The following is a 17,947-nucleotide window of genomic DNA, read 5'->3' as shown; positions in this document are numbered from 1 at the left end:
GTTAATTTACAGAAGGTAATTGATTTGGTTTAGTACTTTTTTCATTTGTGATTCCCATGAAAGGTCCTTTTCAATAGACGATCTTATTTGAGATGGAGTTAAATTGTTTCCTTTATAGAAGTCTATGATTCTTTGAATATTCAATGGTTCTTCATTTGCCGGTGCTTTTATAATGTATGGCATGTTTTCAAAATCTTCATCAATTTCAGAATATACAAATGGAATTCCTCTAGCGGCATATTCTCTGTTTTTTAAAGTTTTAATATATGTGATATTACTTCTATGACGAGCAAGACTAGCTATGCCCATATCTGCCAGATTAAAAAGTTCATCTAATTCTTTTCCAAATTTTGTTCCGTGGAAGATTACATAGTCATCTATTCCTTTTTGCACTGTGATCCGCTTCAGTTTTTCAATTTCATTATGGTCACCTTCTCCAACAATGTTAAATTGAACTTTTATTTTCGGATTTGTTTTGTAATATTCAGATAAACCAATAATGACCCTGTCAAATCCATGCCATGGATGAATCTCTGCAACACCAATTAAATTAATTTGACTACAATTTTTGTTTAAATGATCTTTTAATTTTATACTTTTAAAATCAATTCCGTTTGAGATGTTAATGGTTGGAACTCCAAATATTCTTTCATACTTGGAAAAAGTAACTATGTTGATTGTTTGTTTTGCTAATCGATTTCTGAAGAATTTGTCAATATATAGGTTGATTTTAAATGAAAATGGCAGATTTTTATATTCGTCATCATAAGGATAGGTTGGTATTTCCATAACGGTTCTAATGCCATAAATCTTTAATTTTCTCAGAAAATGAATGGTAAAAGGGTTGGCATTATGATCTGAACGCATATACACCAATTCAATGTTGTTTTGGATTGCGTAATTAACAATTGCATTATAACAAACTCTTTTTCTTATTTTAGCCAAGAATCCACTTCCATAATTTTCTAAAACACTTTCATCGACCATTCTTTTACGATACCCATTTTTATCAATTATATATGAACAAAGCATAACCTTGTGTCCATTCTCTTTTAATCCATTAACTTGATAACGGATTTTTTTGCTTATTCCATTATATTCTGAAAAACCGTGAAAGACAAGGAAGAGTATTTTCATTATTTTGCATTATTAAGTGACTTAAATAATAATATCCATTCTTGCATAACAACATCAGGCATATATCGCTTTACATTTTTTCTGGCAGCTTCTCCCATTTTTCTTCTGATTTCATCGTTTTCAATGAGAAAGCATATTTTTTCTGCAAGTTCTTCAATATTCCCATTTTTAACAAGTATGCCATCTTCATTATCTGAAATGATATCTGATGGACCATCTGGGCAATCAAAGGAGATTACAGGTAATCCACAAGCCATAGCTTCGATTAAAACCATACCAAATCCTTCGAACCGCGAACTCATGACATAAAATGAACTTTCTATATATTTTTCAACAATGTTTTGTACTGGCTCCTTTATTATAAAACTATTAGTTATTCCTTCTTTTTCAATTTCTATATCGAGCCGTTTTTTTAAAGTTCCTTTCCCAAAAATATTAATTTCCCAATCCAGATGTTTATGATGCACAATACTCCATGCTTTTATAAGCATATCATATCCTTTTTGTTCTTCTAGTCTACCTATGCTGATTATTTTTTTATGTTCACATTTGCTTGTCTCTGAAGGATAAAATGGTAATGAGTTTGGAATGACTGTAGCTTCTCTTATCTCTCTCCAATTATACGCATCAGAATTAGAAAGAACGACAAAACCATCTAGTTTTTTTATAGCTCTATTTGTTCTGCAACTTAATATTTTTCCCATGATTTTGTAGGGGAGACTTTTTCTTTTATAAATGTGTAAATCTCTTACAAATTCTTTGGCCAAATGAGCTTCTGCTATTTTAAAACTGCCATCTTTAATTGATGTTATGACATCTAGGTCTTTACATAAGGTTGTGATTGTGATATCTGGTTTTATTGATTTTAGTAACTTTTCAAGTTCTCTTCTGTACTTCCTTATTAGCTTTAGGTATATGAAAATCCTTTTTATAAGCGGATACTTATATTGCTCATAAAAGTTGATGCCCATATCTATGTGTTTTACATTTGGTGATAAAGGAAATACAATAGGATGGTTCTGACATGTAGTAACCATGAAGACTTCATAATTACATATGTCAGCTAAGTAGTTTGCTTTTTCAGTAATAACTCTATCTGCACCGCCCCAAAAAGCCAACTCTTGGTAAAGGTATACTATTCTCATATTGATTATTTCGCTCGTTTTATGGTTAGATTAATCTGGTTATTTATAAAGACTCATTTATTCTTCTGTGAGCACTTCCAATAATCATAACTTCAGTCTTAATCTTTATGTTTGTGCTTTTTGATAAAATCAATTTATATTTCTGAAAACCTAAGTTTTTATATTAAATACCCCTTCATTATAATAGTTTTATGAATAAATCATAAAGTATATAAAATGTCGTAAGTCATAAGTGGGTTATTAATTATCTGTTATTTATAATACAAAGATATTTTATTTTTGTGATTTTTCCCAAAAGAATGCTATTGTTGTAACAACATCACTAGTTTTATTTTGTGCTGCATAATTTTGATGACAATTATTCTACTCTATAGAGGCTAAATGATGAAATATATTAGAAAAATAATTATTTTTGTGATTCCATCTAATAAAACTAAAGTCTGTTGTGAAATAATGCATATGAGAAACATAAGCAGTCATTCAATGAAGTGTTTGATGGGTGTGTAGTTAGCAATAGTTATGATTGTAATTTCATCACATAAATAAGATATGACTAATAATATTAAAATACTGGTTTGTGCGCATAAATATGCAGAATTACCCCAACACGAATATTTTTACCCTATTCATGCCGGAAAAGAACGGTCTAATGAGGCTTTACCCTACCAGCCTGATAATACAGGAGATAATATTTCCGCAAAGAATGGGAACTTTTGCGAACTGACAGCGCATTACTGGGCATGGAAAAATCTTAAACACGTGGATATTATAGGGCTGAACCATTACAGAAGATATTTTGATTTTTTTCGTCCTTTTTCTGCCTTTTCTCCTGATAGAAGTTTTATTGGTATAAATGACTTTCTGCGTAAACCATACATCTTTCCTGATTTGAAGGAGCTATTGAACGACTGTGATATTATTTTGCCTAATACAAGGAATTATCCTTATGATCTGACGACCCAATATTCTGTATTTCACATTGTTGATGACTGGAATATATTGAAAGATGTAATTAAGGAAATCACCCCTGATTATTTTCCTGCATTTGTTAAAACAATGGATAATTGTAATTCTCTCTCTAACTACAATATGTTTATCACATCTTGGAAGCATTTTGATGGGTATTCAGAGTGGTTGTTTAAAATATTATTTGAAGTAGAGAAGAGAGTTAAGCTCTCTCTTTATCCTAATCAAGCCAGAATATTTGGTTATATGTCTGAAAGGCTGATAAACGTTTATTGTGAAAAACACCACTTGAAAATCAAACATTATCCTGTAATAATGCCGCTTGATGATTTTAAGGAGGATTATAATCCGACCAATTTACAGTATACAATGAGAAAAATAAGAAATAATATATATTATTTTTTTATGAAGAAAGCATTTTAATAATTATTGTCTGGCAATTTCTTTAAAAAGCAACATTGAAGGATTATTATTTTAGCTTATTGTACAGGGGTGGATATGTTTTAAATATCAGGTTTTGAAGAAATGATTTAATGCCAACGTATCTTATATAATCGAAAGTAATACCTTTCGAAACGATTCTTCGAATTTGTTTGTTTACTTCTGAGTCGAAATATTTACATTCAGCCATTAATAAATATATTTTGAGAGCAGATTCAATATATCGGTGCCAAAAAAATGACTGGGTTCTTTTGTTGAACCTATAGATTTCAATATTCATAATTTTGAATGCGTCCAGATCGGTCAAGTATTTAGTATTAAAAACACCGTTTCTGTTGATTGAAGACATAGTATTGCTAGAGTAGAAAATATGATGATATTTTATATTAGTAGAATAACTGACACTTTTGCAATGTAATATATATTCAAAACAAAATAACCGGTCCTCATTAAAGTGAATCTTCGAATTAAAATTTAGTTGGAACTTGTTAATAATCTCCATGGAGAATAATTTATTCCAAACGTATCCTTGATATCTGTATATACTATCATCGAATAATGAGCAAATAGCAGAATCTGTGTCAAATGAATATGTGTTGCTTGAGTTTGTTTTATATAAAAGATTCCCTTTTTCATCTTCGCATTGAAATCCACATACCGTGAGGTGACAATTATTCGAATTGTATTGGAGAAATAATTCCTCTAACATGTCATTTTCAATATAATCATCACCATCAATGAAGCATACGAATTTGCCTTTTGAATTTTTTATACCAGAATTCCTGGCTTCACTAACTCCACTGTTTTTCTTATGAATAACTGTAATCCTGTTATCATACAGAGCATATTTATCGCAAATAGCCCCCGACTCATCAGTACTGCCATCATTTATCAATAGTAGTTCAAAATCGGAATATGTTTGTCTTAGAATGCTTTCAATGCATTTTGGAAGAAACTTCCTAATATTATATACAGGTACTATTACGGAAATGACAGGAGTGGATGTATTCATTTTATTAAATCAATAATGATCTTAATGTCTAATTAAGCTGTGCTTTTTTGGAATTATTTTTTTTGATAAAGATTTCTTGTAAATGTATGTATTTTAATTAAAAGGGCAACAAGCGTAACAATGAAATTCTGAAACCTATATGTCTTATTAAAATAGGGTGTAAGCTCAAGAAGGGGAGAGTCAGAGTTTGCATATCTAACGTAATCTATAAAAATCCTTTCAGGAAGCATGCTTCTTAATACCTGATTGCGCTCAGATGCAAGTTGTACCTTCGATGTTGAACTTATGCCTGTAGTATCATATGCTGTAACTATTGTGTCAATATTTCTAAAAGAGCAGTTTTTGAAGACAAGGACATCAATTAGAAACTTCCAGTCAGAAACTATTTTTAATGATTCATCATAAAGGTTGTTTTTAAATAATTCTCTTTTTATGAATGTTGATTGATGATTAATCCCTTTTCTAAACAAGTCAAGCATCGTAATTTCTTGAGATGGATGGCCAAAATAGTGTTCATTTCTCTCTTCTGTATTTTTACCAAGAATAATATCTTCACTGTAAAATGGCATTATCTTTTCTAAAGTATCGTTCAAGTAAAAGCAGTCCCCTGAGTTCATAAAATTAATATATTCACCTGAAGCTTTTAATATTCCTTTATTCATGGCATTAAATATTCCTTTATCCTCTTCTGAAACCCAAATATTTATTTTAGATTCAAATTCTTTGATTATCTCTAGACTCCCATCTGTTGACCCTCCATCAATGATAATGTATTCGTAATCTTTATATGTCTGATTGATTACGCTTTCAATGGTTTTTCTTAATCCGTCGCGATTATTGTAATTGATTGTTATTATAGATAATTTTTTCATGTTTTTATCTTAGTTTTAACCGATTGAATATTGGAAATCTATTTATAAAGTGAAACATACCGGGGGCCTTCCAAAGTATCAATAAGAAGTATACTATAGTAAATGGTACAACTGTAAAAACTGCATAGATTATTAATTGTGATAGACTTTGTGATGGATGAAATGGTAAAAAACCGCTCAAAAGTGTAATTACTATAAATGTAAAAATAAAAATGACATAATATTTTAGAGTTCCTTTCCAGTATAATTTAACAGGCATTCTAATTCCCTGTGTGAATAAATAATAAGGCTTCCATATAGTAATAATAATACAAGTGCTGATTATTTTACCAAGTAATATTCCTATTATCCCCCAATGAATTGCTGTTAATATAGTAATTGTAAGATTGATAATACCTTCGGCCCAAGCCGCCCATGTATCTGCATATTGTCCATACGAATGATTGAAGATATCTACCACCCCTCTTGTTTGCATAATAAACAGATTCACCAGCAGCAAAATCAAGATTGTGTGATCTAATAAGTATTGTGGTCCAAGCCACCAAATTATGAATGGCTCAAGTAAATGATAAAATGAGAAGATTACTATTCCCGCAATAAAATATCGAATTGACATAAGTTCCCAAAAGACTTTCACTATGTTTTTTTTATTCCCTTCAGCCACCAAGTTTCCCACTCCGGCACTTGCACCATCAAGTGCAGTAATAAACATTACCAGCACTTTGTTTATAATCATTGTATAGTTCCCGTAAAAAGCGACCATTTTTAGGGAAACAAAAGCAAAGACCATTATTTCATCGCTTTTGTTGAGAAGAAAATCTTTTATTTTGTGTACAAAAATCTGTTTTGTATTGATTAATATTTCTGGATATTTTTTTAGCAATAACTTTCCATCATTGATTTTCGTTTTCAGCCATGGATATTCCTTATTAATTTTCCAATTGAGAATTATACAGCTTATTATTCCAAATACAAATTCTATAAAAACCCATAAATAGAGATTCCTATAATAGTATGCAAGTGTTATCTGAATTAGTGTTTTAATTATATTTGCAGTTTGAAAATAGGCTGATACTATATAGTTTTTCTGATCGGCAGTGAGTAATATTTGTCTGTAATTGATGAAATAACCAATTAAAGATGAGCCCATATAGGAGAAAAAAGCAAAGTATATAATGCCTGAATCGAATATTGTTTTCTGAAATATAAAAGGGAAGAAAAGGCTTACAACAATACTGCCTAAACCGATAATACTTCCAATTTTTCTGTATAGATAACCAAAAACAGACATTATTTCCATCATTTTTTCTCTGTTGTCTTCTTGTAAGGGCTTAAACAAAAAGAAGCTGATGCACGATCCAATTCCTAACTCTGCCAAATTAAGAATGCCAAGAATGTTTTGCAGAGTTCCGGTAAGTCCTATAAAGTCTGCTCCCAAGCAATCAAGAAAGATTTTGCGAGAGAAAAAAGAGAGTATTAATGTAAGAAAATAGAACAGTAACCCTACTCTTGCATTGAGAATGCTTTTATGTAATCTAGATCCAGACATTATTTAATTGGTTAAATTAGAAAATAGCCTATTCCACAATAGGGTTATATTTGAGATGTTAACATTTTCTGTATACTTTATAGCCGATTCACTCATTTTATGTAAATTTTCACATTCACTCATGATTTTCATCTTGTTTGCTAAATCTTCCACATTTTCACATCTAAATAAAATGCCGACATCTTTGTTCTCTATTATCTCTTTTGCAATAGAAATATCGGATGAGATAATTGGTAAACCAAATGACATTGCTTCAAAAAGAACTAGTGGGAATCCTTCCCACCTTGAACTAAGAATGTATATACTAGCCGAACTATAATGTTGTTCAATTTCTTTTGTAAAAGGATGTATTTTTATTCTTTCTTCTAAGTGATGTTTACTAATTAGTGAACGAAGCATTTCCTCTTCAGGCCCTTCACCGACAATGTCGAGATTCCATCCCTGATTTAACTTTGCGAAACTGGCAAAGGCTTCTATCAGAAGATCAAATCCTTTGTGCAGGTGTGAAAAACGACCTACTGCAAGGAATTTCTTGTTTTCTGGTGAGCATATCCCTTTTGATTCAATAGTCAAAGGGTTGTATATTACTTCAGATTCTATTCCTAATTCTTTCAGATATTTTTCTTTATCATATTTTGAAAGAACAACAAGTTTATCCAGATTGGGCATCAAGTGAATAAATAATCTTTTCAGATTCCCTATATATGATGTCTTAATGGAAAAAAATGCGTCGTACGAATTGTGCATCCAACCAACTGTTCTAGCTTTAATATGCTTGCTAATACTAGCCAAATGAAAAGATAGGAATACATGCACACCTACAACTATGTCATAATCTCCTTGATTCAAAGTTTTAATAAGTAGCGAACGTTTTGTGTGCGAAAAAGAGCTATATCCATACCATTTTGAGAGAATCTTGTTTTGAGGGAGTACATTCTTATATAGAAAGCTGTATGTTTTACATAGAATATTTTCGTAAAAAGGTACTTTAGGATATTGCAAGTTGATATAATGAATGTTTGCAGCATCTAGTCCATACATTGTAGTATCGTTTAATGAAGGAGAGTCTAAGGTAAGTATCGTAATATCATGCTCTTTAGACATTGATTTAGCCAATACAGCTAATACCCTCTGAACGCCTCCAAATGTAAAAACAGTGTCGCAATAAAAACATATTTTCATGAGGATGTCTACTTGTGTTTGCTACTTGTTGGTAACTTTCATTATATATAAAACAAAGATAGCATAATCTTTTTAATGAAGAGATATTCATCTGTGCGTTTTTTCGGGGGGAGGTCATTGTCCCATTCCTAAATGAGCTATTTCAACCAAAATAATTGAAATTCCTTTTGCAATATCAATTTTTATATCTCTGTTTTTCATTTATTATAAAGCTAACGAAACTCATACTTATGCTAGATTTTCATTCTAAATTCTAAGTCAATATTTAAAACTGTGTCTAATTTAAACTTGTAATAAAATGCAAATAGTCATTTTTTTTAATGAAATATGCAAGTGTTTTGCCTGAAAATATTTTTAATCATATTTGCTATAATACTACACCTCCGAGCGGAACAAACCGCATCTCTCAAAAATCTTACGCCTTAAAATAAAAATCTGTCGCCATGTTTTGCCCAACTCCTCGCCATGTTTTTTTTTTATAGCTTTAAATAGGATAATTAATGCTATATTTAGCTTTTAACCAATAAAATCAATCTGATGCTTAAAGAACGAGTTGTAAAAATTCATCGGGGAGAATATTTATCTGATGTATTGTCCCGGGAAGGATTCGTGGCGCTGCCCACAAATTGTGTGATTAACAAAATGTTGCCGGGGTTGGGAGCCACCTATTGTGAGTTGACCTCTTTGCGCAAGTCCATCATTGTTGAGCCCAACGTGCCGGTTATTGTAGACAAGGCTAAGAAACACGACCATACGCTGGCAGTGCACAAAGGGGGGATGGTGCAGCATGTGGCCGATTTCCTGGAGAAAAACAAAAAACATCACTATAAAATTCTGACTACTCCGGAGAGTTTCCAGAAGGTGAAGGATGCTATGACCGAACTGCAGATAGATATGTACAGCGAGTGCTTCATGCTGTTTGATGAGTGTGAAAAGCTGGTGCAGGACGTGGATTACCGTGACACCATTCGCGAGCCGATGAACGATTTCTTTCAGTTCAGATCCAAGGCCATGGTCTCAGCCACTCCGATTTTAGCCAATGACGGCCGGTTTGAGGAGCATGGATTCCGCATCCTGCGGATTGAACCTACCTACGATTACAAAAAGAAACTGCGGCTTATCACTACCAACAACGTATGCGAGTCGCTCGTGGAATTGCTTGGGCAGCTCAGACTTAACAACAGATCGAGAGTCTGCATCTTTGTCAACTCCATTGATACGATCGATTCGCTTTTTATCGATATTCCCGAACTGGAAAATTCGTATACATTCTGTAGCGAAGAGAGTACCTTCAAATTATGGAAGGCGGGAAAGAGAAAGAAATCCATTTATATCGACGAGCTGATGCCCTTCAACTTTTTCACCAGCCGTTTCTTCTCGGCGGTGGATATCATCTCGAATGTATCACCGCATGTCATTATACTTTCGGACATGTACGGAGCGCCCCAATCGGCCATTGATCCGGCCACGGAAGCCATACAGATAGTAGGTCGATTCAGGAAGGGGGTGAGGAGCATTACGCACATTAGCAGCATTCGTCCTTCCCTGGAATATCGCAGTGAAAAGGAACTGGACAGCTGGTTGGAGGGGGCCGACCGGATTTACAACGGTTGGAAAGACGCGTTGAAACGGAGCAAGAACGACGGGGAGCGTACCTTGTTGCGCGAGGCAATGCTTGGAAATAGTTATCTTCCATACCTGGACCAAGACGATAAACCCGATCCGTTTCTAATTGCCAACCTGTATGAGGCGGAGAAGGTGAAGGTGCTCTACACCAACCAGTCCAATCTTTACGAAGCGTACCGAACCACCCGGTTCTTTGATGTAGAGTTCACTCCTGAGCTGCATCTTTTCAGTGACGAGGATCGGCTGGCTCTTCACCGGCAGCGCACCCGAAAAGGAAGGTTTGCCCTATTGCTGATGCGTTTCGAGGAACTCGAGAAACTGCGTCTTAATCCGGCACAAAAGGCACAGGACAAATACCATCATCTGCTTACCCGCCTGATTAGGAGCAAGGACGATAGGACGCTTTATGAATGTTACGAGAAAATGGGAAGTGGTTTTATCCGCGATAAGATCGATTTCAACCTCAGGGCGATGGAGCGGTTTATCGATCGGCAAAATGATCATATCATAAAGAATTCCGGACCGATGAAGCACCTCATCCATAGCCTGTTTGATGAACAGACACTTTATTCAAAAAGCGAAGTCAGTGCCATCCTTACCCAGGCCTATAAAAAGCAGGGCTTGTTTGTGGGAAAAACAATTCCGAGTACCGAATTAAAACGCTGGTACCATGTGGAAACAATTCGCAAAGACGAATATGATAGGGTTAAACTATTGAAAAAGAACGATTAAACACCTTTTAACACAAGTTTGACGACTCCGAGGAGAATTCTTCGCCTTGTTTTCTGTCTTACTATTTTATTTTCAGAGTTAACCAGGTGGTAATGAGGCACGGGGGATTTTATCACGCCCCCTATATATACAAAAATATAAGATGTTTCCCCGTAGATTTATTTTCTCCTTGATGTTAGTTGAGTTATAACAAATAAAAATCCTGCTACCACTATAATGTTTCGGTAGCAGGATTCTTATTTTTGTTCAAAACAAACAGGTTATTTAAATACTTTAATCCGGTCGTCAAGTGGTTTGAACTCTTTTTCGCCAGGTTCTTGAGTAGGTACGCCGAACGGCATTTCCGCTACCAGTTTCCAGGTAGCAGGCAGATTCCATTCCTTTGCCACTTCTTCGTCAATCAATGGGTTGTAATGTTGCAGGGAAGCACCAAATCCTGCTTCCTCGAGCAATGCCCAAATAGTAAGCTGATGCATGGCCGAAGTATGGTTGGACCATTCTGGAAATTTATCTGCATAAGCAGGAAAAGCTTCTTGCAATCCCTTTACTACAGTTTTGTCTTCAAAGTAAAGAACTGTGCCGTATCCAGCTGCAAAAGCTCCATCTATCTTTTTTTCTGTTGCAGGGAAAGCTTCGGGAGGAACAATCTTTCTAAGTGTTTCTTTAGTGATGTTCCATAGCTTCTTATGATTTTCACCCAACAGAAGCACAACTCTCGTTGATTGTGAATTAAATGCCGATGGTACATGAGTTATTGCAAACTTTATAATATTTTCAATTTCCTGGTCGGTAATAAGTGATTTGTTACTAATTGTATAGTATGTTCTCCGATTTTTAAGGGCTTCTTTAAAACTTAGTTCCATAATTCGATCTCCTATTTAATGATTAGTAATATTGAGGTTGAAAATTCATGTTACTAGGTAACAAATAATTTGCAATATTGTTTTTAAGAAAAGACTTATTAATTTACACTCTGGCCCATTCTTTCTTTTCAAAGTCATATTGTTTAATGACCTTGGCAGGGTTACCAACGCATATTGAGTAAGAAGGAATGTTTTTTGTTACTACACTTCCTGCACCAATAAAGCAATGCTTACCAATAGTTATCCCCGATAAAATAACAGAATTGGCTCCTATTGTTGTATCATCTTCAATTGTAATTTTTGAGGTCGTTACACCTTGTTCAATTAAGTTTTTTTCGACATCATTATATACATGGTCTAGACCTATAAGTACTACGTTTTGTGAAATATTAACCCTATCACCAATTTCTATCGGTCCGATAACGGTATTGTTTAGTCCTACACGGCAGTAATCGCCTATAATAATATCTCCTACAGCATTATTTAAACAAGAATAGTCTTCAACAACAGAATATTTTCCAATTTTAAATTTATTAAACGGAGGTAAATCTTTTCGTACGCTACGATAAATCACCGAACCCTTGCCTCTTTTCAAATAGACAAACTGAAACATACGAATCCACCATTGTGGGCGAGTTTTTACCGGATGCATAATGAAGTTGAGTGCAAGCCTTTTTAATCCAGGATGTTGTTTAAACTTTTCTTTAAATTGTTGATAAATCATACTTAATTGATTTTATTGTTCTCCGTGTTCTGTATGAATAAAACTCTTATTTACTCCTTTCATTCTGAATAGATTAATAAACATCATAAGAGTTAAGAATGGAACTTTTATAATAGCTTTTTTAAAGTCTTTATTTACCAGATAGTCAGGTATAGCCATGCATAAAGCAAGAAATAGGAAAAAAAGCAAAAGCCACCATTTAAGAGCCCATTCCCAGTTTATTAATGAAAATGTTATAGAAAGCAACCCTGTAATTCCAATCAATATAACGCGAGGAAGCATCATCCATTGTATAATTTTATCGCAATAATCGATGTTTTTTGATATAATAGCCTCTGGAAGGTCTGGTAATGCCTCCCACAAAGATGCAAACTGAGCAGACAACCATCTGCGTCGTTGATTGTGAAAAGAAATTTCTTTTTGAGTTTTTTCATCATATACGGGAACATTATCCATATAATCAATATATATTCGCTGTTTAAGCAAAAGCTTCTCAAGCTCCTTATCTTCACCGGCTGACGATACTTTTTTTATATTTTCTCTGAACCACGAGTATTCTAATGCCATGCCCGAACCGATCAACGCGGATGAAATGCCAAACTTTACATGTCCTTTACGAAATATTGAATTATTTATCTCCTCACTGACTGCATCAAGAATTGCAGTACTTGTGTTTAGATTTTTTGCCATGCGATGTGCCTGAATAACATTAGCGCCACATTCGTATGCATCACTAATCTTTTGTAGAAAATCAGGATTAACCGTATTATCAGCATCCATAATCACGACCATATCATATACTCTGTCTGATAGTTTTTCTATTGCAAAATTTAATGCTTTTGCTTTTGAGCTGTTTTCGAAATGAACAGTCAATAGTTCAATAGGTAATTCCTGAAGTTGCAGGTTAGTACTTACTTTCATTTTGTCGGAGATAACGATTATGTCATAATTTTCTTTGGGATAATCCTGTCTTAAAAAAGAAGCTATTGAAGACACTATTACCTTATCCTCTTTATAGGCGGGGAAAAGTACAGCAAAACGATATTTTTTACTGGCAGAAGGATAGGGGGAGCCACTCTCAAATATACTGGCAAATGCAAAAAACAGCAGGTATCCGATTGATAATGCCAGAAGGAAAAAGAGAGTAGAATCTAATGTATCTAATAAAAACAATACGTCCATGTATTAACTAAGTTTGTGTTTTAATTTTAAGAATGCCATTATTCCTTCGAATATTGCTTTTACAGAATCAGACTTTCTCCTTAACAGGGAATACAGTATGTTTTTAGGAGCAGCAATGAATAACTGATATAAAATGGCAACCCATCGAGTTATTCCATATCTGTTGCGCCATGCATATAAAAGTCGGTTGCGTGTCAAATAGAAAGTACGCAGGTTACTTCCCCGGCCTGTGCTTTGACTCTCTTTATGATAAACAGTACATTTAGGTTCATACCATAATTCATATCCTGCTTTTGCCATTTGAGTACACCAATCCAACTCCTCGTAGTAAAGAAAGTATATTTCGGGCATATATCCAACCTTTTCAATAACTTCCTTTTTCACCATCATTGCTGCACCATGGCAGTATGGAGTTGAATATGTTGTTTCATATTGCCCTATGTCTTCTTCTCCAAAGCCTATAAGATCATTGCGTAATGTTAATGTGGTAAGTGGAAGATACCCTGCAAACTGAATATTTCTTGGAGGAAAAGCAAATCTGATTTTGGGTGAAACACATCCAATATTAGTATTACTTTCCAATCGATCAATTAAATATTGAAAAGAGTCATCTTCGATAAAAGTGTCGTTATTCAAAAGAAAGATATATTTTCCTTTTGCCTGGCAAATACCCAGATTATTGCCTCCTGAGAACCCTAAATTCTTTTCGCTCCGAATTGTTATCACGTGAGGGTATTTTTCTTTTAAAACCATTGCTTCGTTAATTTTTGATGCATTATCAACTACAATGATCTCATGCGAAAGAGAACAACGTTTAAGTGACTCAATTAATTCACAGGTGTCATTTAATCCATTATAATTAACTGTGATGATAGAAATCTCAGGTAAGTAATTCATGCTTTTCTAATAATTCTTTATCATAATATTGGCCCATAAAGACAACTGCAAAAGATATGAAATAGAGATAACAGTTAGGATACTGTCCTAATAATTCATTCCCATATGCAGATGCTGTCATGCCAACGACTCCTGCTAATAAAGCGGCTAAAATTCCTCTCAACTCTTTGTTTTTTATTTTGAAAAAAATAATGTATCCTCCCCAAATAATTCCGGAAAACAAAACCAGGACATATAAAGTTAATCCCACGACACCAGTTTGAACCCAAATATTCACAAACCAGGAGTCTCTTGGAATAGCCATAAATTCGTAATCGGGATTATTAATATCACGGGTATTTCCAAATCCTATACCGGCACCAAAAGGAATATCTTTTAGATGTTCTTTTAATCTTTTCTGATTTTCGAGCCTGACATTTAAAGAAGGATCGTTTTTATCGAAAGCAGAACGCATTCTTCTAATCAATGCATTATTCTCCCCAATAGTTGTGAAGTTTAGAAAACAAAATGATGTTATAATCAATATTATTGTTGATAATGCAATCTTTATTTTTTTTGATAGAATCACGAAGAAAGCAAAACCGGCAAATGGGACAATTAAGGCTCCTCGGGTTCCTGAGATAATCATTCCATAAGCGCCTGCAAGTCCGGCTATTATATACAAACCTTTTAGCCAATGTTTTTTTATGTATATAGCCGCTATTGAAAATATAACCATTGAAAAACCCATGCAAGAACCATAATTACCCGCATCAGTGAAAAAGGAAAAATAACGCACCCCAGTGCTAATTAAATGGGTTCTGTATCCACCTTCGACATATAACCATCTAAGTTCCGTTGCATCAAATCCGTGATTTTTTTGCCAATAACCTTTTAAAGCGGCTAATATGGTTAGAATAGCCCACAATAAAAGCAAAAGTTTTACTTGTTTATATTTAGTTATCAAAACAGAAACCATAATAACCATGATTAATGGATAAAAAGACATACTGCGAACTTTAACCGACCAATCAGACAGTGAAGCTCTGTTAAGATTAAGAAGTTCAAGAATGCAATAAAGTAGCCAGATAGATATTATTAATGCTAAAGGATTGTATATCCTTTTCCATTCAACTTTTTCATAAGTCGTTTTGATTAAAAGAGTCAAGATTGCACAAGCAATAAGTGCATCCATAAGCAAACTAATGGGTATTGGGAGAGGGTAATACCTTGTGAATCCAGAAATTAGATAATTACATACAAAAAGAATTATAAAACTCCACAGTGGTTTTTTTATTAATAAGTATGTACCAATAGCTATAAGTGGAAAAGCGGCAATAATATACCCTATATTACTCCCTCTTTGCATAGTTGCTTTGTAAAATATAACAAGAAAAATAATTAAGCCTGCATATACAAATATTCGAGGCCTAAGAAACTTGGTTATATTTTCCAGGAATGTTTGCATTACGTATTATTCTGAAGCAGTTAACCCAAATTGAGAATATCTGTATAAGAAATTGTTGAGCTTATTGTATGGAGGCAGTTGTCCTGTAAAACTTTCAACAACACAATTTTCAGCTTTATTCAAACATAATAATACTGAAGATTCAGAACCAGTTTGCTTTACCTGATTTAGAAGTATTTGATCCGTTAATTTCCATGTTTTATTAGCTTTTGCAATAAACAGATTCAAGCCAGCTTCATTTATAAGTGTTTTGGGGGTTGCACATTCTTTAAGAGGAGGATACTCTACAATCAGAATGTCAACATCTTCAGCTACATTACATAAGTTGTATGCCGATTTTGCTAACAAAAAGTCTCTTGAATCTTTTGAGAAATCCTCATTCCACGATATATATTTTGTATTTAATCCAATAGAATTCCAATGTTCTTCAAGTTGTTTTCCTATAAACGATTTCCCATCTCCCGATTCTGTGCTCAGCAAATTTATGATTTTCTTTTTGTTTTCAGGAAGATAAGCCAGAATGGTATTACCCAAAAATCTGGCCGAGATCTGATTCCTGGTTTTGCTAAAGTTTCGAAAACGACCAATCTCATTTCCGGGGAATGCTCCGATGATTTTTGTCGATGTTAATCTTTCGGCACGCATTTTGTCCCTTAATGTCCTGTCAAGTAATTCTATGATCAAGAAAAAGCCCAGAATTGCAATTATACTACCAAAGAATACAGCCATTACGATAGATTTTCTGTTGGTTGCCTCTGCTGCTACCGGATATACCGGCGGATTAATGATCCGGAGAGTTGCAGATGTCATTTGTAGGTTTTTTTGTCTTAATCTGGCAACATTCAAGCTATTAAGCATTGACATATAATTCTGTTCAGTAAAATTAATCTCTCTGTCTTTGCGTTTTATGGTGTTACCGATTGGTGAGAAAAAGACGTACTTATCATCAAGCAATCCTTTACGGGATTCCATTAGTTTCAGTTTTGCATCAGCTTTTTCCATCTCCAGCATTTGTACAAACCATTGTTCCAAGATTTCTTCTGAAGCTATTTTTTCTTTAGTATATCTTTGGTTACTATATTTTTCTGCAAAATTGTTAAAGTCTTCTTCTGCTTTTTTTAATTGATTTTTGTAGGATTTTAAATCCTGTTCAGTTGATGAGTTATCTTTATTGAATGTTTCGATGTCTGTTATTTTTGAAGTAAGAGTTGTTATTTTCTGCATTTTGCTGATAAAATCAGCATTGTTGCGTAGAGATCTAGTATGGCTGTCCATTCTTTTTTCCAACTCTCTGATCAATGTTTTTGCACCATTGTATTCAAGAAGAAATTCTTCACACTTTTGTTCATATAAGCTAGTTTGGGCTGCAACTTGTTTTGTTTGCTCGCCATAATTGATGATACGATTTTTTAAATTGTATTCCGTTAAAGAATCTTCCGATAATTCAAGCTTTCTTTTTAATTTTGCTAACTCTTCTTCGAAGAATTTAATTACATTGTTTGTCTCTCCGAATCTTAACTCCTGATATTGTTCTATGAATTCTTCATTCAGGATCTTTAATGTATTATATGCTATTCCGGGGTCTCCTGCTGCGAACCTAATTTCAATCATATCGCTACTCCCGATTCGATTAACTTTAATTTTATTGAATAATGAACCGTAACTATAATCTGGATGGTTCCAGTTAAATAAACCAAAAACAAAATTTTTAGAATTGGGCTTTTCGTAGGCAAGAAGATTTGCAATTGTCTTCTTTTCGTCTTTTTTATCAATTAGTTTTAATACTTCTTTAGGAGTAATGTGCAATAAGGCTTTGTATGATGAAGCCTGAATATAGTTGTTGTCATGATCGGGATCACCATGCATCATATTTTGTGCATAGAGACGCAAAGAAACTCTTTTAAGTGTACTTTTAGAGGTGATAATATTCAGAATGTTATCTAAGGTAGTACTTTGTTGGGTTAGATTAATTCCGGCCCCACTTGTGGTTTCAATAGTATACCCTGAAATAAGACCTGTATACACTGTTGTATTGGTATTATAAGTTCGTCCCATATGCTTTGTTGAATAAATAGCCAACAAAGTGAGCACTATCGGTACTATGATAAGCCACCAACGGATCCGGTATAGAAATCTGGAAAAATAGAGTATATATTCCATAGCTTCGAGCTT

At 33.8% G+C, this 17,947-nt stretch carries 14 protein-coding genes; 2 read left to right on the top strand and 12 right to left on the bottom strand.

The window, feature by feature from the left end; genetic code table 11:
• Positions 1-6: 6 nt before the first annotated feature.
• Both ABWU87_RS05575 and ABWU87_RS05570 read right to left on the bottom strand, forming a co-directional pair.
• Complete coding sequence (locus ABWU87_RS05575) at positions 7-1,137, bottom strand: glycosyltransferase (RefSeq protein WP_353334005.1); 1,131 nt, start codon at positions 1,135-1,137, stop codon at positions 7-9.
• Positions 1,137-2,282 (bottom strand): glycosyltransferase family 4 protein, encoded by a 1,146-nt coding sequence (locus tag ABWU87_RS05570; RefSeq protein WP_353334004.1) that lies wholly within the window; start codon positions 2,280-2,282, stop codon positions 1,137-1,139. Before ABWU87_RS05570 ends, ABWU87_RS05575 begins: the two co-directional genes overlap by 1 nt.
• A gap of 549 nt (positions 2,283-2,831) precedes the next feature.
• On the opposite strand from ABWU87_RS05570, the gene ABWU87_RS05565 reads away from it, so the two are divergent.
• Positions 2,832-3,671: a DUF4422 domain-containing protein gene (locus ABWU87_RS05565; protein ID WP_353334003.1), complete on the top strand. Its 840-nt coding sequence runs from the start codon at positions 2,832-2,834 to the stop codon at positions 3,669-3,671.
• Positions 3,672-3,717: 46 nt separating this feature from the next.
• Here the strand turns inward: ABWU87_RS05565 and ABWU87_RS05560 are convergent, their stop codons facing one another.
• From ABWU87_RS05560 to ABWU87_RS05545, 4 genes are read right to left on the bottom strand one after another with little or no spacing between them, the layout of a single operon-like run.
• On the bottom strand, positions 3,718-4,701 hold the full coding sequence (locus ABWU87_RS05560; protein WP_353334002.1) for a glycosyltransferase family 2 protein: 984 nt from the start codon (positions 4,699-4,701) through the stop codon (positions 3,718-3,720).
• A gap of 53 nt (positions 4,702-4,754) precedes the next feature.
• Positions 4,755-5,573 (bottom strand): glycosyltransferase family 2 protein, encoded by an 819-nt coding sequence (locus tag ABWU87_RS05555; protein ID WP_353334001.1) that lies wholly within the window; start codon positions 5,571-5,573, stop codon positions 4,755-4,757.
• Between the two features lie 4 nt (positions 5,574-5,577).
• Positions 5,578-7,122 carry a lipopolysaccharide biosynthesis protein gene (locus tag ABWU87_RS05550; RefSeq protein ID WP_353334000.1) on the bottom strand — a complete coding sequence of 515 codons (1,545 nt, stop codon included), beginning with the start codon at positions 7,120-7,122 and terminating at the stop codon, positions 5,578-5,580.
• Positions 7,123-7,125: 3 nt separating this feature from the next.
• Positions 7,126-8,304: a glycosyltransferase family 4 protein gene (locus ABWU87_RS05545; protein ID WP_353333999.1), complete on the bottom strand. Its 1,179-nt coding sequence runs from the start codon at positions 8,302-8,304 to the stop codon at positions 7,126-7,128.
• 537 nt (positions 8,305-8,841) lie between these two features.
• Here ABWU87_RS05545 and ABWU87_RS05540 point away from each other — a divergent pair.
• Positions 8,842-10,662, top strand: coding sequence for a hypothetical protein (locus ABWU87_RS05540; RefSeq protein WP_353333998.1), 1,821 nt, complete (start codon positions 8,842-8,844; stop codon positions 10,660-10,662).
• A 260-nt stretch (positions 10,663-10,922) separates the two neighbouring features.
• On the opposite strand, the gene ABWU87_RS05535 is transcribed toward ABWU87_RS05540, so the two are convergent.
• The 6 genes from ABWU87_RS05535 to ABWU87_RS05510 form a co-directional block, all read right to left on the bottom strand.
• Positions 10,923-11,525: a nitroreductase family protein gene (locus ABWU87_RS05535; protein ID WP_353333997.1), complete on the bottom strand. Its 603-nt coding sequence runs from the start codon at positions 11,523-11,525 to the stop codon at positions 10,923-10,925.
• 103 nt (positions 11,526-11,628) lie between these two features.
• Positions 11,629-12,249, bottom strand: a complete 621-nt coding sequence (locus ABWU87_RS05530) for an acyltransferase (RefSeq protein ID WP_353333996.1) — start codon at positions 12,247-12,249, stop codon at positions 11,629-11,631.
• Between the two features lie 12 nt (positions 12,250-12,261).
• Positions 12,262-13,431, bottom strand: coding sequence for a glycosyltransferase (locus ABWU87_RS05525; protein ID WP_353333995.1), 1,170 nt, complete (start codon positions 13,429-13,431; stop codon positions 12,262-12,264).
• A 3-nt stretch (positions 13,432-13,434) separates the two neighbouring features.
• Positions 13,435-14,328: a glycosyltransferase family 2 protein gene (locus tag ABWU87_RS05520; RefSeq protein WP_353333994.1), complete on the bottom strand. Its 894-nt coding sequence runs from the start codon at positions 14,326-14,328 to the stop codon at positions 13,435-13,437.
• On the bottom strand, positions 14,312-15,676 hold the full coding sequence (locus tag ABWU87_RS05515) for an O-antigen ligase family protein (protein WP_353333993.1): 1,365 nt from the start codon (positions 15,674-15,676) through the stop codon (positions 14,312-14,314). Before ABWU87_RS05515 ends, ABWU87_RS05520 begins: the two co-directional genes overlap by 17 nt.
• Before the next feature lie 105 nt (positions 15,677-15,781).
• Complete coding sequence (locus tag ABWU87_RS05510) at positions 15,782-17,857, bottom strand: GumC family protein (RefSeq protein WP_353333992.1); 2,076 nt, start codon at positions 17,855-17,857, stop codon at positions 15,782-15,784.
• Positions 17,858-17,947: the final 90 nt, after the last annotated feature.

The organism is Bacteroides sedimenti (assembly GCF_040365225.1).
GTDB lineage: Bacteria > Bacteroidota > Bacteroidia > Bacteroidales > Bacteroidaceae > Bacteroides > Bacteroides sedimenti.
The sequence above is the reverse complement of the archived record's forward strand: the minus strand, read 5'-3'. Positions and strand labels throughout refer to the sequence as shown.

Coding starts and splice junctions, on each gene's coding strand:
- ABWU87_RS05540 (WP_353333998.1), top strand. CDS start 8,842: ATGCTTAAAGAACGAGTTGTAAAAATTCATCGGGGAGAATATTTATCT.
- ABWU87_RS05570 (WP_353334004.1), bottom strand. CDS start 2,282: ATGAGAATAGTATACCTTTACCAAGAGTTGGCTTTTTGGGGCGGTGCA.
- ABWU87_RS05535 (WP_353333997.1), bottom strand. CDS start 11,525: ATGGAACTAAGTTTTAAAGAAGCCCTTAAAAATCGGAGAACATACTAT.
- ABWU87_RS05545 (WP_353333999.1), bottom strand. CDS start 8,304: ATGAAAATATGTTTTTATTGCGACACTGTTTTTACATTTGGAGGCGTT.
- ABWU87_RS05555 (WP_353334001.1), bottom strand. CDS start 5,573: ATGAAAAAATTATCTATAATAACAATCAATTACAATAATCGCGACGGA.
- ABWU87_RS05530 (WP_353333996.1), bottom strand. CDS start 12,249: ATGATTTATCAACAATTTAAAGAAAAGTTTAAACAACATCCTGGATTA.
- ABWU87_RS05550 (WP_353334000.1), bottom strand. CDS start 7,122: ATGTCTGGATCTAGATTACATAAAAGCATTCTCAATGCAAGAGTAGGG.
- ABWU87_RS05515 (WP_353333993.1), bottom strand. CDS start 15,676: ATGCAAAGAGGGAGTAATATAGGGTATATTATTGCCGCTTTTCCACTT.
- ABWU87_RS05575 (WP_353334005.1), bottom strand. CDS start 1,137: ATGAAAATACTCTTCCTTGTCTTTCACGGTTTTTCAGAATATAATGGA.
- ABWU87_RS05565 (WP_353334003.1), top strand. CDS start 2,832: ATGACTAATAATATTAAAATACTGGTTTGTGCGCATAAATATGCAGAA.
- ABWU87_RS05525 (WP_353333995.1), bottom strand. CDS start 13,431: ATGGACGTATTGTTTTTATTAGATACATTAGATTCTACTCTCTTTTTC.
- ABWU87_RS05520 (WP_353333994.1), bottom strand. CDS start 14,328: ATGAATTACTTACCTGAGATTTCTATCATCACAGTTAATTATAATGGA.
- ABWU87_RS05560 (WP_353334002.1), bottom strand. CDS start 4,701: ATGAATACATCCACTCCTGTCATTTCCGTAATAGTACCTGTATATAAT.